A 15,125-nucleotide genomic window follows, 5' to 3' on the forward strand; every position below is an offset into this window, starting at 1 on the left:
GCGATGCAGGCGGCGCGGTCTGCAGGCTCACCGTATGGATGCCATCGCGGGCAAGCCGCGCTCCCACAGGTTTTGTGTCGCACACATGAGCTGATGCCTGCATGCACGCTACTTGGGTCAAACTGGTCGATTACAAATGCACTGGCCAGTGGCAGTGTCAGTGAGTCAGACCCGTTGACGCTCTTGAGGTCCGCACCCAGGGAACGGTAGATTTCATCCAGTTCGTCCTCAAGCTCGAAAACAATGCCGTACTGACGGGCAAGGTGGTTGCCGATATCACTGAGCAGCAGGTAAGTGATCCCCAGCGCTTCACGGGTTTTACCCGTGAACTGCGGCGTCTGCGCCGAGACGGCAACCAGCGTCGCCCCCGCGGCCGTCAGATCACTGACCATCTGCTGGTATGCACTCAAGGCCTGATTGCAGAACGGGCACCACAGGCCTCGGTAGAACACCAGTACCAACGGCCCCATGTCGAGAAAATCGCGCAGATCGACGTTCTGCCCGTTCTCGTCCTTGAGTATCGCCAGCGGCGCCTTGTCGTTGGCTTGCAACGCCTTGCTGCTCAAATGGCTATCGACCAGCTTTTGTAGCGAGGTCGAGCGCTTGGCTGGCCGAGAGGCAATAGATCGACTCGGCCAGGGCCTGGCGTTGCCCGGGAGGCAAGTCCTGGATCATTCCGCTGATCCAGGCGGTGTGCTCGACAAAAACGTCATCGACTACGCGTTTGCCTTGCGCGGTCAGCGTAATAATCAATTTGCGCCGGTCCGTCGGGTCGGTTTTGCGCTTGATCAACGCGGCGCGCTGCAAACCATCGAGCAGCCCGGTGACCGTTCCCGTGGTAATCGACAATCGGGTCGCCAGTTCCAGAGGGGAGAGCTTGCCTCCCGCGTTTTTGAGGGTCAGCATGATGACAAAACGGCCCTCCGACAGGTTGTAGCGGGCCAGCCGTGTTGCGCAGGCGCGATTGATCGCCGCTGCCGCCGAGAGCAACTCGAAACACAGCTTTACGCTGTCCCTGACCTCGGGCGCTGCGCTCTCTAGTTCACGCAGCATGATGTGGTGCTTGTTCTCTAAAATATTCATAAGGCGCAGTTTATCTTGGCGCCTTACTAAGTCAAACGGTTAGGCCGCAGCCCCGCCTGGGGTATACTTTGCCGCCACGCAATTCAGTCAAATCATACGTATCGGGATTTCCATGAGTCGTTCTCTTTCCATAACCCCTGGGCGCAAACCGCTTGCGCCGCTGTTGGCCTTTATCTTGTTGCTGCAGGGCGCTGTTTTCCTGCAAAACAATGTCGGTACGCGCCAGGTGCTGTTGCTGATCGTCGGCGCGGCGCTGGGCTTGACCCTTTATCACGCCGCATTCGGTTTTACCTCGGCCTGGCGAGTCTTTATCAATGATCGCCGTGGTGCAGGCCTGCGCGCGCAAATGGTGATGCTGGCCGTGGCTGTGGTGCTGTTTTTCCCCGCGCTGGGAGCGGGCACCCTGTTTGGCCAGCCGGTCGTCGGGCTGGTGGCGCCGATCGGTGTGTCGGTGGTGTTCGGTGCGTTTATTTTCGGCATCGGCATGCAGTTGGGCGGCGGGTGTGCGTCCGGCACCTTGTTCACTGTCGGCGGCGGTAATGCGCGCATGCTGGTGACCCTGTTGTTCTTTATCTGCGGATCATTAATCGCCACTCAGCATGTTGACTGGTGGTTTGCCCTGCCTGCGTTTCCGGCGACCTCTATCGTTAAAAGCTTCGGGGTGGTTCCCGCCTTGCTGCTGAGCCTGGCCGTGTTCGCGATCATCGCCGCAGTGACCGTACGCCTGGAGAAATCCCGTCACGCCAGCCTTGAAGCAGGGGTGACCAGTGAACATCAGGGCCTGCGCCGCTTTTTGCGTGGGCCGTGGCCTCTGGTCTGGGGGGCGATAGGTCTGGCGCTGCTGAACTATGCCACGCTGGCACTGGCCGGGCGGCCGTGGGGTATTACTTCTGCGTTCGCGCTGTGGGGCGCCAAGGCGGCAAGCGGACTGGGGGTTGATGTTGGCAGTTGGGGGTTCTGGCAGATGCCGGGCAATGCCAAGGCACTGGCCGCGCCGGTGTGGGAAGACATCACCAGCGTAATGGATATTGGCATCGTTCTCGGTGCGTTGTTGGCCGCCGGCCTGGCCGGTCGTTTTGCTCCCAGCCTGAAAATCCCGCCGCGCTCGCTGCTGGCGGCAGTGATTGGTGGCCTGCTGCTCGGGTATGGCTCGCGTCTGGCCTACGGCTGCAATATTGGCGCGTACTTCAGCGGCATCGCCTCGGGCAGCCTGCATGGCTGGGTATGGCTGGTGGCAGCGTTTATCGGCAACACGGTGGGCGTGCGCCTGCGACCACTGTTCTTTACCGGCGAGCGGCCACAGGCGGCGTTGAGCGGCTGCTAAAAAAGGTACAGGAGCTGCTTTCTCGGCAGCCGTTTTTTTCAGCGACGATAGTCGCGGTGATGGTTGTCGTAGCGCTGGTGCATGGCCCGGTCATGACGGCGGCGCTCGGCTTCGCGGCGGGCTTGCTCCCGACGCCATTGATCGCGACGCCAGTTTTCTCTGCGGCGATCGTCTCTGCGAGCTTGCCAGCGGTTGTCATACCGGTGGTGGTCGTCGCGGGCAAGCAGGGGCGCTGTCTGTTCACCGGCCAGCCTTGGCCAGGGATTGGCAGCCGTCGTCTGAACGGCTCCAGGTTCAGTAGCAAAAACCGCGGGCGGGGTCTTTGTCGGTGTAGCTGATGCCGAGCCCATTGCCGCAAACGCGAACAGGCTCAAAAGCACCATCCGTGGGGCGTGGAATTTCATGAGCGAAGATAACCTCTGAATATCATTCGAATGTGTCGCCATCTGCTGACTGACGCCTGGAGCTCGCGCTTGTCGCGCAGATACGCGTACTCACATAGACAGATAAACAGGGAAAAGTTCGCAAGCTGGCTGCTTGTGTAAAACGCTAAGCCTGTTCCGGCGTAAATCGGAGCAGTATGCAAAACGGCGCCTGAGCGCCGTTTTGCCGGGTTTAAGGCAGGTTAGTGTTCTTGCTCGAAGCTCTTTTTACGCAAGGGCGGGGACTGTTCGTAGTGCTCGTCCGACTCCACCACGGGTACTTCCTTGCCATTGCAGTCGAACAGCTTGCCATCGCGAAATACATCGCCATCGTTGAGGCAGCTGATATCCCGGGAGCGCAGGATACGGTCGCTGGCGGCGACGAATACCGACTGCTGGTCGGAGTTGCCGGCCCGCAGATGGTTGAACAGCAGGTTGAGCAGGATGGCCATGATTGCGGCCGAGCTGATGCCGGAGTGGAAGATGGTCTCGAACCAGGTCGGGAAGTGCTGGTAGAAGTTGGGCGCTGCAATGGGGATCATGCCGAAACCGATCGATGTGGCGACGATGATCAGGTTCATGTTGTTGCGATAGTCCACCTGCGCCAGGGTGCGGATGCCGCTGGCGGCGACGGTACCAAACAGGACCAGACCAGCACCGCCAAGCACGGCAGTGGGCACGGCGGCGACCAGGCGACCCATCACCGGCAGCAGCCCCAGTGTCACCAGGATCAGGCCGCCGGTGGCCACCACATAACGGCTCTTGATACCGGTCACGGCGACTAGGCCAACGTTCTGTGCAAAGGCGCTCTGGGTAAAGGAGCCGAACAGCGGCGCCAGGGCACTGGAAATCATGTCGGCGCGCAGGCCGTTGCCAAGGCGTTTGGCGTCGACCTTGGTGTCGATGATTTCGCCCACTGCCAGGATATCGGCGGAGGTCTCGACCATGGTCACGATAATCACGATCAGCATCGACAGGATGGCTGCGAGGCGGAACTCGGGCATGCCGAAGTGCAGCACCTCGGGCAGTGCGACCAGCGGGCCTTCCAGCACCCGGGAGAAGTCGGTCATGCCCACGGCCGTGGCAACCAGTGTGCCGATAACGATAGCCAGCAGAATCGACAGGCGTGAAATACTGGCGCTGCCCAGCTTGCTGAGCAGCAGCACGAGCACCAGGGTGATTGCCGCCAGGCCGATGTTGGCCATGCTGCCGAAGTCAGGTGACTGACTGTTGCCGCCCATGGCCCAGCGCGCCGTGACCGGCATCAGGGTCAGACCGATGGTGGTGATGACGATGCCCGTCACCAGGGGCGGAAAGTACTTGGTGATGCTGGAAAACAGCGGTGTGATCAGCAAGCCGATCACGGAAGCCACGATCACCGCCCCGAACACCACCGGCAAGCCTCCTGCGCCGTCACCGCCAATGATGGCGACCATGGTGGAGACACCGGCGAAGGACACCCCCTGCACCAGCGGCAGGCGACAGCCAAAGAAAGGGATACCCAGTGTCTGCAACAGTGTGGCCAGGCCACCGGCGAACAGCGAAGCGGCGATCAGCAGGCCAACGTCGGCCGATGAAAGGCCGGCTGCCTGGCCAATGATCAGGGGCACCGCAATGATGCCCCCATACATTGTCAGGACGTGCTGCAGGCCGTAGGCCAGGTTGGCGCCAGTACCGAGGTTTTCGTCTTCTGGACGAGGGGAAGCGGTAGAAGTCATGGTGAGTAGCTCGCTTTTGTTATTTTAGATGCGTCTAACAGCACGTTCTCAGTTGCATCCGTTGAGCCCTGTCAGGAACTCAACGGCCTGAAGGGGTTATTCACCGCTGACCAGCTGGTGGGCCAACTGGTTGTGGCGTTCCAGCACCCGCGGCAGGTCGACGGTGGTGAGGTGGCCATCCCTGACCACCACGCGACCATTGATCACGCTGGTATGGACCTGGGTCGGGGTACAGAACCCCAACGCTGCCAGCGGGTCGTGATGGGCTCCGGCGTAGGCCAGATGGCCAAGGTCGAAAGCGACAAAATCCGCGACCATGCCCGGTGCCAGTGCACCAATATCATTGCGGTTAAGCACCTTGGCGCCCCCCAATGTGGCAATTTCCAGCGCCTCGCGGGCGGACATCGCATCGGGGCCAAAACCCACCCGCTGCAACAGCAGGGCCTGACGTACTTCACCAATCATGCTGGCGCCATCGTTGGACGCAGAACCGTCAACCCCCAAGCCCACCGGCACGCCGTGGTCGCGCATCCTGCGAATCGGCGCGATCCCAGAAGCCAGGCGCATGTTCGAGCACGGGCAGTGGGCAACTCCGGTACCGGTGCGGGCGAACAGCTCGATGCCGTGCTGGTCGAGTTGTACGCAATGGGCGTGCCAGACGTCGTGGCCGACCCAGCCCAGGTCTTCGGCGTACTCGGCAGGGGTCATGCCGAACTTCTCGCGGCTGTAGGCGATGTCACTGACGTTCTCGGCAAGGTGGGTGTGCAGTGAGACCCCGTACTGGCGGGCGAGCACTGCGGCCTCGCGCATCAGGTCGCGGCTGACCGAGAAGGGCGAGCAGGGCGCCACGACCATGCGCAGCATCGAGCCATGGCGGGGGTCGTGGTAGTCCTCGATCAGACGCTGGGACTCTTTGAGAATATGGCTTTCTTTCTCAACCACCGAGTCGGGCGGCAAGCCGCCCTGGCTACGGCCCACGCTCATGCTCCCGCGTGCGGCGTGAAAGCGCATGCCTATCTCTGCAGCGGCATGGATGCTGTCGTCCAGCTTGCAGCCGTTGGGGTAGATATACAGATGGTCACTGGAAGTGGTGCAGCCAGAGAGAATCAGCTCGGCCATTGCTGTTTGGGTCGAAACCGCGATCATTTCCGGCGTGAGTCGCGCCCAGATTGGATACAGGTTGTTGAGCCAATTGAACAACTCGCCGTCCTGGGCTGCCGGTACAACGCGGGTCAGGCTCTGGTACATATGGTGGTGGGTGTTGACCAAGCCCGGGATAACCACCTTGCCGGTCATGTCCAGAATCACGTCGGCCTGTTGCGGCAGGGATTCGCTGGGGCCGACCTGCTTGATCAGGTTGTCTTCGATAAACAGGCCGCCGCGCCGGATTTCCCTGCGTTCACCATCCATTGTGACCAGCAGTTCTGCGTTCTTGACCAGTAAAGTCTTTGCCATGGGTATTCCTCTTCCGTTTGGAGTTTGCTTTCAACGTGATGCGGTTGCAGGCATCGGTTTTCGGCTTGAGCCAAGCCCTGGCAGCCGGATGCAGCATGGCTGGGCAGGGGCGGTCGGTTCACTGGCACACCCATGGGCGCAGTGAATACGCGATGACATGCGCCGGTAAGGCGCGTTGAATTGAAGCGGCTGTGCAAGCTGCATGGTGTTTGACCATCGCAATACGCAGCGGCGATTGCCGGAGTCGTAGGCGTGCAATGATGTAACCAGAATTGGTTATTATTGTATACAACTAAAAATGCAGTGATGTTGTCGATTGTGACCGGGGGCTGGCAGGGGAGAAAATTTGCTGGAGTCTGGAGAGTCGATCAGGAGCGGGTGGTTGCAGGTGTGTACAGGGCGGGTTATGTGGGAGCGAGCCTGCTCGCGATGCAGGCGACGCGGTCTTTCGGGTAAACCGCAGGGATGTCTTCGCGAGCAGGCTCGCTCCCACAGGAATTGCGGGGTGTTTTTACCACCCGGTGTGAGGGCGGGACCTATGAGCGGCGCTGCTCACAGATCCCGCCCATGCCATCACCTCAACGCTGGTGTACGCGGCGGGATCATGCGTTTGCTGCCGGTTGCCTCAAATGCCGAAGCAAAGCGCAGCAACGCCGAATCGTCATAGGCGCGACCGGCAAACGTCAGCCCCACCGGCATGCCGATGTCGGCCATCACGCCCATGGGCACGGTCACGGTCGGTACGCCCAGATGGCGGATGGCCAGGTTGCCGTTGGCCACCCAGACGCCGTTGCTCCAGGCGATATCCGCCGACGCCGGGTTCACATCCGCATCTGCCGGGGCCACATCGGCCACGGTCGGGAACAGCACGGCATCCAGTCCCAGGCGGTCCATCCAGTCTTCCAGGTCGATGCGCCGGGTTTTTTCAAGGCCGCGCAGACCGTCTGGCACGCTACTGATCTGATCCCACGGGGTAATCCCGCGCTGGGCCATGCGCACGTATTCGTCCATGCCTGCCGCCAGTTCGTCTTCACGGTTGGGCAGGGTGCCCGGGTCGTGAGGGAAAATCAGCGGCCCATCGACGTCGGCCAACCGGTTGAGTTTAGGGTCACCGTTGGCGCGCAGGAAATCATCGAACGCCCACGCGGACAACTCCCAAAGCTCGTCATGCATAAACTCTTTGGACACCAGCCCGCGGGTGAACACGGTTGGCGCGCCGGGGCGATCGCCTTCGCAGTTGGAGACCAGCGGGAAGTCCACTTCAATCACTTCTCCGCCCTGGGCCTCGATGGCCTTGCGCGCGGCTTGCCACAGGTCGATCACCGAGGCACGGGTGATGATGCGTTGCCCGGTGGGGCCGCCGATGCCCGGTGCTTCGGATGTGCCGGCCTCGGGGTCGGCATTGATATACATGCGCGGTACGCCAAAGCGTTTGCCGGCCAGTGCTTCGCTGCCGGCATTGAGTTGTGCATAGGAGGCCGGACGCACCGAAGCCACACTCGGAATCGGTACCCAGGGCTGCAGGCGCCACAGGTCTCCACGGGTATCAGTATCTTCAGCGACGACCACATCGAGCACTTCGAGCAAGTCGGCCATGGTGCGGGCAAAGGGCACCACCACGTCCATGGTCGGCGTCAGCGGCCAGTTGCCACGTACCGAAATCACGCCCCGTGAAGGGGTGTAGGCGCACAGGCCGTTGTTGGACGCCGGGCCGCGCCCGCTCGACCAGGTTTCTTCCGCCAGGCCGAAGGCCGAGAAGCTGGCCGCCGTGGCCGTACCCGCACCGTTGGACGAGCCGGAGGCAAAAGGTGCCGTCAGGTAGTGGGCGTTGTACGGGCTTTCAGCGCGGCCATAGACCCCGCGCTGCATGCCGCCGTTGGCCATGGGCGGCATATTGGTCTTGCCCAGGCAGATGGCACCGGCACCGCGCAGGCGCTCGATGGTGAATGCATCGCGGTACGCCACCAGGTCCTTGAAGGCGGGGCTGCCCGACGCGGCGGTCAGGCCCTTGACCAGGTAACTGTCCTTGGCGGTATAGGGGATGCCGTCCAGCGGGCCGAGGGCCTGGCCCTTGGCCCGGCGGTCGTCGGAGGCCTGCGCCTCGGTCATTGCCAGGGGGTTGCGCACCACCACCGCATTGAGGGCGGTGGGGGTGTCAGCTGTGTCGTAGGCGTCGATCCGCGCCAGATAAGCCTGTACCAGTTCTACCGCCGTGGTCTGGCCGGATTCGAGCGCGGCGCGCAGTTGGGCTATGGACACCTCGGTGACTTCAATCATGGGCTTACCGCTTGAGGACAATGGGAAACCGCAGAGCTTAGCGAAACTCCTGCCTGCACAGCCAGCCCATGTCGCATGTGTGGTCGCAAATAGTCACCACCATTTCCAGGTGTAATCGATATTGAGACGCAGCTCGTTGTCATCGCGGTGGCTGGCCTGGGCGGTGAAGTCGTTGCGGTACCAGGCGTTGCGCAGGCGCAGCGACAGATCCTTGAGCGGGCCGCTTTGCAGGACATACCAGACTTCGATGTCTTTTTCGCTCTCGCTCAGGTTCGAGCCGCCAAACCTGGCCAGCTCGATATTGTCGCCACTCACGTAGCGCAGCATGCCGTTGAGGCCCGGCGCGCCCATCCCGGCAAAGTTGTAGTCATAGCGCACCTGCCAGCTGCGTTCCTTGGGGTTGAGGAACTCGGAACTGAGGGTGCCCTCAGTGATCACCAGCGGTTCGGTGCCAAACAGATACGGCATGCCAGTCTTGCCAGTCAGGTGCATATAACCGGCGCCGAATTTATGGGCCCCCAGGCTGTAGGTCAGCATCAGTGCGGCATTGCGGTTGTCCACCGTCCCGGCTTTGGCTGCGCCGTCTTCGCCAGTGATAAACAGGCGAAAATCGCTTTTCAGGCTGCCGGGGCCCAGCTTGCGATTATCGACTAAGCCGTAAAAGTCCTTGCGGTACAGTTGCGCGAGTTCGGCGTGGTAGTACTTGAGAGTCAGTTGCGCTGACCAGGCATAGTCGCCGCCGATAAACATAAAGCGGTTGGACTCGGCCGCACCATTGAAGCGGCCATTGGGCGAGCCGACAGACATTTTCTGGTAGTCGGTTGAGTCGCGCAGGTTGATGCGGTCCAGCCAGCCGACGTGCAGCGTCAGTTGATCGATGTCCTGGGACTTCAGGTAGGCCCCGCGAAACGTTTGTGGCAGGAGGCGGGTAGGGCTGGCGAATGCGATCGGCAAAAAGGTGCTGATGGTGCCCACTTGCAGCTCGGTTTGCGAGGCGCGAACCTTGGCGGTCAGCCCCAGTTCCGAGTACTCATCGGCAGGCTCGCGGGTGTTGGCGTCATACGGCAGCAGGCCGGTACCGGTGCGGGCGCGTGAGGAATCCAGGCGCACACCGAGCAAGCCTTGCGCGTCCAGGCCAAAGCCCACTGGCCCTTCGGTGTAGCCCGAACGCAGGTTGAGGATAAAACCCTGTGCCCACTCTCGGGCCGCAGCCTGCGGGGTTGCATTGACGTAGTTACGATCGAAGTAATAGTTGCGCATCACCAGGTCAGCGTGGCTGTCATCGACAAAACCGCTGGCCACAGCCGTGGTCATGGATAAAACCCAGGTGCAGGCGCTGAGCGCCCGAAGAACAGTCTTGAGCATGGCAGGTTCACTTTTATTGTTATGGGGGGTGGAGCACTGCGCGCCTTTCGGCGCGCAGGTAGTCAGTCGGGTGATGCTGCGTTGCGCCGCACCGATAGGTAAAACATGGCCACGGCCGCAATCACGATGCCTGGCGCCGACGCCAGCATCACCCCGGCGGTGCCGGTGCCCAGCGCGAGCATCTTGCCGGCCACCAAGGGGCCGCTCATGGCACCGAGGCGACCGATGGCCACTGCGCTGCCCACGCCCGTGGCGCGTATCGAGGGGCGATAGAAATGCGGTGCCAGGGCGTAGAGCACGCATTGACCTCCGGTGGCAAAAAAACCGGCAATAAAGCCCGCCGCCAGCATGCCCGGCAGATGGCTCGCCAACCCAAGGGCGGTCAGTGACACCAGGATGCCCACATAGATCAGTGCCGACAGCGCCCAGGCGGGCAGGCGGTCCATGACCCAGCCCAGAAACAGGGTGCCGGCTGCTGCGCCAATTTGCAGGGCAAGCATCACCCAGCTGGCCTGGCGCCCGGTGAACCCCTGGCCGATCACTAGGCTGGGCAGCCAGTTGATCAGGATGTAGACCACCATCAGGGTAAAGAAATAGCTAACCCAGATAAGCGTAGTCGGCAGTGCCGCGCCCTCGCGAAATAAACCCTGAACCACACCGATGGGCGCCTCGCCCTGAACGTTGCGAAACTGCTGCGACTCGGGAAGGTAGAGCCCCAGCAGCGGCACGATCAACAGCGGCACCACGCCACCGACGTAGAACACCACTTGCCAGCCACCGGCCAGGTCGGCGATGCCGATCAGGGCGGCCAGCGCGGCGCCCAAAGGCACGCCGCAATACATGAGGCTTACCGCCGTACCGCGCAGGCGCGGGCCAGCCACTTCGCTGGTGAGGGCGATCAGGTTGGGCAGGGCGGCACCGAGGCCAACGCCGGTGAGGCAGCGTGCGACCAGCAGGCTGTTAATGTCCCAGGCCAATGCGGTGGCAAGGGAGAACACCCCGAACAGCCCCACCGAGGCCATCAGCACCCGTTTGCGGCCAATGCGGTCAGCCAGCCACCCACCGGCGAACGCACCGGGCAACAGGCCGAAAATTCCGGCGCTGAACACCCAGCTCATATGTAATTTATCCAGTTCGAACGCGGCAGCCATGCCTTGAGCAGCGATCCCTGCGGCCTGTAGATCGAGGCCTTCCATGAGGGCAACGAGAAAACACAGGCCGATGGTGCGGGCCATTTGCAGATTGAGTGAAGTCATGGGCTGTACCCGTTTTATTGTTGTTATGGATGAAGCAGCGTTAACCCTTGTTTCTGTGGGAGCAGGCTTGCTCGCGATTGGATCAATGCGGTTCGTCAGGTAAACCGCGTTGCCTGCATCGCGAGCAAGCCCGCTCCTACAAGGGGGGGGTAAGGAAGGCCTTAGCGTTTGAGCAGGTCCAGCGCCACGTCGACGATCATGTCTTCCTGGCCGCCCACCATCCGCCGCTTGCCCAGTTCGACCAGGATGTCCAGGGTCTTGAGGCCGTACTTGGCCGCAGCGATTTCGGCGTGGCGCAAGAAGCTCGAATACACCCCGGCATAACCCAGCGCCAAGGTCTCGCGGTCGACCCGCACCGGGCGATCCTGCAACGGTCGGACAATGTCATCCGCGGCGTCCATCAGCGTGTAAAGGTCTGTGCCGTGGTTCCAGCCCAGACGCTCGGCGGCGGCGATAAACACTTCCAGCGGGGCATTGCCGGCCCCGGCCCCCATGCCCGCGAGGCTGGCATCGATCCGGTCGCAGCCTTCTTCAACCGCCGTAATCGAGTTGGCTACGCCCAGCGACAGGTTGTGGTGGGCATGCATGCCGGTTTCGGTTTCAGGCTTTAGCACGGCCTTGAACGCACGGAAGCGATCGCGAATGTCCTGCATGTTCATCGCTCCGCCCGAGTCGGCCATGTACACGCAGGTCGCGCCGTAGCTCTCCATCAGTTTGGCCTGGGCCGCCAACTGATCGGCAGGGATCATGTGGCTCATCATCAAAAAGCCGACAGTGTCCATGCCCAGTTCCCGGGCGTACTCGATGTGCTGTTTCGACACATCGGCTTCGGTGCAGTGCGTGGCAATGCGCACGACCCGGGCCCCGGCGTTGTACGCAGCCTTGAGGTCATGCACCGTGCCGATGCCGGGCAACAGCAGGGTGGTGATTTTTGCGTGGCTGATCACGTCCGCCGCCGCTTCGATCCATTCCAGATCAGTATGGGAGGCGAAACCGTAGTTAAAACTCGAACCTTGCAGACCATCGCCGTGGGCCACCTCGATGGCGTCGACGCGGGCCTTGTCCAGGGCGCGGGCGATGTCCTGCACGTTCTGCAACGAGTACTGGTGGCGCACGGCATGGCTGCCGTCACGCAGGGTGACGTCGCTGATATAGATCTTTTTATCGTTCATGGTTTTCCCCTCAGACGTTGAGCATCGACAGCGCCATGCGCTCAGCGGTGGCCAAGGCTGCAGAGGTCATGATGTCGAGATTTCCTGCGTAGGCCGGCAGGTAGTGGGCGGCGCCTTCGACTTCCAGAAACACCGAAGTCTTGAGCCCGGAATATCTGCCCAGTCCGGGAATGGTCAGCGGCCTGTCTTCAGGGATTACGTCAAACTGCACGCGTTGCTTGAGGCGATAGCCCGGCACATAGGCTTGCACGGCTGCCGCCATTTCGACGACAGACGCCTCGACCAGTGCCTGGTCTGCGGCTTCGCTGAGTACAAAAACGGTATCGCGCATGATCAGCGGCGGCTCGGCAGGGTTCATCACGATGATCGCCTTGCCCTTGGTTGCACCGCCAATCACTTCGATGGCCCTGGAGGTGGTTTCGGTGAACTCGTCGATATTGGCGCGGGTGCCGGGGCCGGCAGATTTACTGGCAATCGAAGCAACGATTTCGGCGTAATGAACCTTGGCCACACGGGACACGGCGGCGACCATCGGAATGGTTGCCTGGCCGCCGCAGGTCACCATGTTGACGTTCAACTGGTCCAGGTTCTGCTCCAGATTGACCACCGGTACACAGTACGGGCCGATGGCCGCCGGGGTGAGGTCAATCAGGCGGATGCCGGGTTTGATCGCGCGCAGAAAAGCGTCGTTCTTGACATGGGCACCGGCCGATGTGGCATCGAACACGAAGTCGATGTCCTTGAACACGTCCATGCGCGTAAGGCCTTCAACGCCTTCGTGGGTGATTGCAACACCCATGCGCGCAGCACGGGCCAGACCGTCGGAGGCCGGGTCGATGCCAACCATTGCGCCCATTTCCAGGTGCCGGGCATTGCGCAGGATTTTAATCATCAGGTCGGTGCCGATATTGCCGGAGCCGATGATGGCGACCTTGAGTTTCTTGTTCATTATTGTTGCCTCAGTTGCACGCAAGTCGCCGATTACTCGGCGCTGCCGTGTTGCGAGAAGTCCACACCGACACTGCCGATGCCTTCGATATGCGCTTCGAAACGATCACCGGCGGCCACGGCCACCATCGGCCCCAGTGCGCCGGTCAGGATGATGTCGCCCGCTTGCAGCGGATTGCCCAGGCGCGCCATGGTGCAAGCCAGCCATACGGCCGCATTGAGCGGATGGCCCAGGCATTGCGCGCCGCTGCCACTGGAAACTTCTTCACCATTGCGGGTCATGCACATGCCCGCATTGCGCAAGTCCAGCCCATCAAGGCTGCGGGCCGGGCCGCCGAGTACGTAGCAGCCGCTGGAGGCGTTATCGGCCACCGTGTCGACAAAGCGGATGTTCCACTGCTGCACGCGGCTGCCGACGATTTCCAGAGCCGGCATCACCCAGCCGGTGGCGGCCATGACCTCGTCGAAGGTGGTGTCGGAGTGGGGCAGGTCATGTTTGAGGATCAAGGCGATTTCAGCCTCGATCTTGGGCTGCAACACGCGATCGATGGGTACGGTCTGGTTGTCGCCGTAGCACATGTCGGCGAACAGAGTGCCGAAGTCCGGTTGGTCCACGCCCAGCTGCGCTTGCACCTTGGGGTTGGTCAGGCCGATTTTTCGGCCCACCACCCGGCGTCCATTGGCGACGCCGTGGGCGACATTGATCTGCTGGATGGTGTAGGCGGCTGTCGCGTTGTCCTCACCGATCAGCTCGCGCAGGGGGGCGATGGCACTGCTGTGGGTTTCGGCGTGGCGCAGGTCGGCGGCCAGTTGGGCCAGTGTTTCGGGAGTCGGGTTCATGGCGGTCTCGGTTATCAGTGGGTCAGGAAGTCCAGCACCATGCGGTTGAAGGTGTCGGCGTGTTCCCATTGCGCCCAGTGGCCGCAGCGGTTGAACACGTGCAGCTGCGCGTTGGGCAGCCCTGCCAGCAGGCGCAAGCCGGTATCCATCGGCACAAAGCGGTCTTCGCGCCCCCAGACCAGCAGGGTTTCGGCGCTGATTTCGTGCAGGCGATGGCTGAAGTCGGGAAACTGTTTGGGATTGATGGTGCTGCTTTTTACGAAGTTTTCCAGGTGGTCGCGGCGCGCCAGAAGGTTATCCAGACGGGTCTGGAACAGTTCTTCGGTCAGGCTGCTGGTGTCGAAAACGAAGACGCTCATCATCTTTTTCAGGTTCTCGATGGTCGGCTCGCGGTACAGCGCACCGATCAGCTTGATGCCTTCGGTGGGCTGGGGCACAAATGCGCTCGGGCCGCCGGTGCCGCCGCCCATGAGGATCAGTTTGCCGATGCGCCCGGGGTTTTCCAGAGCGAAGGCCACGGTGCTGTGGGCGCCCATCGAGTTGCCGATGATGTGCACGCGGTCAAGGTCCAGCACATCGAGCAGGCCCTTGAGCGCCGACGCATTGAGGTTGGAGCGTGAGCCTTCGCTCACCACCGGGTCGCTTTTGCTCCAGCCCGGGCAATCGAGCAGGATCACCCGGTAACCGGCAGTCACCAGCGGTTCGATGTTGCGGTTGAAGTTGGCCCAGCCGCTGGCGCCGGGCCCGGAGCCGTGGAGCATGACCACGGTCTCGGCACCCTGGCCGACGTCGTTGTAGTGCAATTGCAGGTCCAGGTCGCCTTCCTTGATACGGGCAAAGCGGCTGGTCGAGGCTTCAGTGAATACGCTGGCAGTGGCAGTCATGGCAGTGATCCTTGAATTCAAAGGGGGTGGGTCAGCGGCTGCGCGCCAAGGGCGCCGAAGCCTGCAATCCATTCGGGAATCGGGCGGTAGTAGCGGCCTTCGGTTTGGTAGGGGCCAAAGGCGGACAATGCGGCGAATGCGGCGACCCAGGTTTTCACCTCGTGGGTCGATTTACCGGCGAGCGCCGACAGCGCGTCATTGCCCAGTGCATCGAGGTCGTTCAAGCGGCCCTGCTCCAGCGTGTCGAGAAACTGCTGGTCCCAGACCGGGTTGAGCGGGTGCAGGCTGTTCTGGTCCTCGACGAAGTGCCGGGCGGCCTGGATGACCCGCTGCTGGCGTGCGGCGCGTTCATCGGCGGGCAACTGGCGGCCGCTGCCCATC

Annotated in this window: 13 protein-coding genes and 1 pseudogene; 1 reads left to right on the forward strand and 13 read right to left on the reverse strand. The window is 61.9% G+C overall.

Annotated elements, in window-relative coordinates; genetic code table 11:
* Both GHO42_RS24650 and GHO42_RS24655 read right to left on the reverse strand, forming a co-directional pair.
* The coding region (locus GHO42_RS24650; RefSeq protein WP_178114951.1) for a peroxiredoxin-like family protein at nucleotides 1-566 on the reverse strand (566 nt) is incomplete at its 3' end.
* Between the two features lie 4 nt (nucleotides 567-570).
* Nucleotides 571-1,053 (reverse strand): MarR family winged helix-turn-helix transcriptional regulator, encoded by a 483-nt coding sequence (locus GHO42_RS24655; protein WP_176464266.1) that lies wholly within the window; start codon nucleotides 1,051-1,053, stop codon nucleotides 571-573.
* A gap of 142 nt (nucleotides 1,054-1,195) precedes the next feature.
* Between GHO42_RS24655 and GHO42_RS24660 the strand changes: the two genes are divergently transcribed.
* On the forward strand, nucleotides 1,196-2,407 hold the full coding sequence (locus GHO42_RS24660; protein ID WP_095000522.1) for a YeeE/YedE family protein: 1,212 nt from the start codon (nucleotides 1,196-1,198) through the stop codon (nucleotides 2,405-2,407).
* A 38-nt stretch (nucleotides 2,408-2,445) separates the two neighbouring features.
* Here the strand turns inward: GHO42_RS24660 and GHO42_RS24665 are convergent, their stop codons facing one another.
* The 11 genes and pseudogenes from GHO42_RS24665 to mhpB form a co-directional block, all read right to left on the reverse strand.
* Nucleotides 2,446-2,811: a hypothetical protein gene (locus GHO42_RS24665; protein WP_176464265.1), complete on the reverse strand. Its 366-nt coding sequence runs from the start codon at nucleotides 2,809-2,811 to the stop codon at nucleotides 2,446-2,448.
* 221 nt (nucleotides 2,812-3,032) lie between these two features.
* Nucleotides 3,033-4,547, reverse strand: coding sequence for a nucleobase:cation symporter-2 family protein (locus tag GHO42_RS24670; protein WP_095000520.1), 1,515 nt, complete (start codon nucleotides 4,545-4,547; stop codon nucleotides 3,033-3,035).
* 96 nt (nucleotides 4,548-4,643) lie between these two features.
* On the reverse strand, nucleotides 4,644-6,002 hold the full coding sequence (locus tag GHO42_RS24675) for an 8-oxoguanine deaminase (RefSeq protein ID WP_153328145.1): 1,359 nt from the start codon (nucleotides 6,000-6,002) through the stop codon (nucleotides 4,644-4,646).
* Nucleotides 6,003-6,575: 573 nt separating this feature from the next.
* Nucleotides 6,576-8,279, reverse strand: coding sequence for an amidase (locus tag GHO42_RS24680; RefSeq protein WP_153328147.1), 1,704 nt, complete (start codon nucleotides 8,277-8,279; stop codon nucleotides 6,576-6,578).
* A gap of 93 nt (nucleotides 8,280-8,372) precedes the next feature.
* Nucleotides 8,373-9,644, reverse strand: a complete 1,272-nt coding sequence (locus GHO42_RS24685; protein WP_153328149.1) for an OprD family porin — start codon at nucleotides 9,642-9,644, stop codon at nucleotides 8,373-8,375.
* Between the two features lie 62 nt (nucleotides 9,645-9,706).
* Nucleotides 9,707-10,900, reverse strand: coding sequence for a 3-(3-hydroxy-phenyl)propionate transporter MhpT (gene mhpT / locus GHO42_RS24690; RefSeq protein WP_095020985.1), 1,194 nt, complete (start codon nucleotides 10,898-10,900; stop codon nucleotides 9,707-9,709).
* 161 nt (nucleotides 10,901-11,061) lie between these two features.
* On the reverse strand, nucleotides 11,062-12,072 hold the full coding sequence (gene dmpG, locus GHO42_RS24695) for a 4-hydroxy-2-oxovalerate aldolase (RefSeq protein ID WP_095000515.1): 1,011 nt from the start codon (nucleotides 12,070-12,072) through the stop codon (nucleotides 11,062-11,064).
* 10 nt (nucleotides 12,073-12,082) lie between these two features.
* Entirely contained in the window at nucleotides 12,083-13,021 is a 939-nt protein-coding gene (locus GHO42_RS24700; RefSeq protein ID WP_095018102.1) for an acetaldehyde dehydrogenase (acetylating), read from the reverse strand.
* Nucleotides 13,022-13,053: 32 nt separating this feature from the next.
* Nucleotides 13,054-13,860, reverse strand: coding sequence for a 2-keto-4-pentenoate hydratase (gene mhpD / locus GHO42_RS24705; RefSeq protein ID WP_095000513.1), 807 nt, complete (start codon nucleotides 13,858-13,860; stop codon nucleotides 13,054-13,056).
* A 14-nt stretch (nucleotides 13,861-13,874) separates the two neighbouring features.
* Nucleotides 13,875-14,744 carry an alpha/beta fold hydrolase gene (locus GHO42_RS24710; RefSeq protein ID WP_095018100.1) on the reverse strand — a complete coding sequence of 290 codons (870 nt, stop codon included), beginning with the start codon at nucleotides 14,742-14,744 and terminating at the stop codon, nucleotides 13,875-13,877.
* Between the two features lie 17 nt (nucleotides 14,745-14,761).
* Nucleotides 14,762-15,125, reverse strand: a pseudogene (mhpB, locus tag GHO42_RS24715) (3-carboxyethylcatechol 2,3-dioxygenase); the annotation flags it as partial.

The organism is Pseudomonas sp. FSL R10-0056 (genome assembly GCF_009600105.1).
GTDB classification, from domain to species: Bacteria; Pseudomonadota; Gammaproteobacteria; order Pseudomonadales; family Pseudomonadaceae; genus Aquipseudomonas; species Aquipseudomonas bubulae.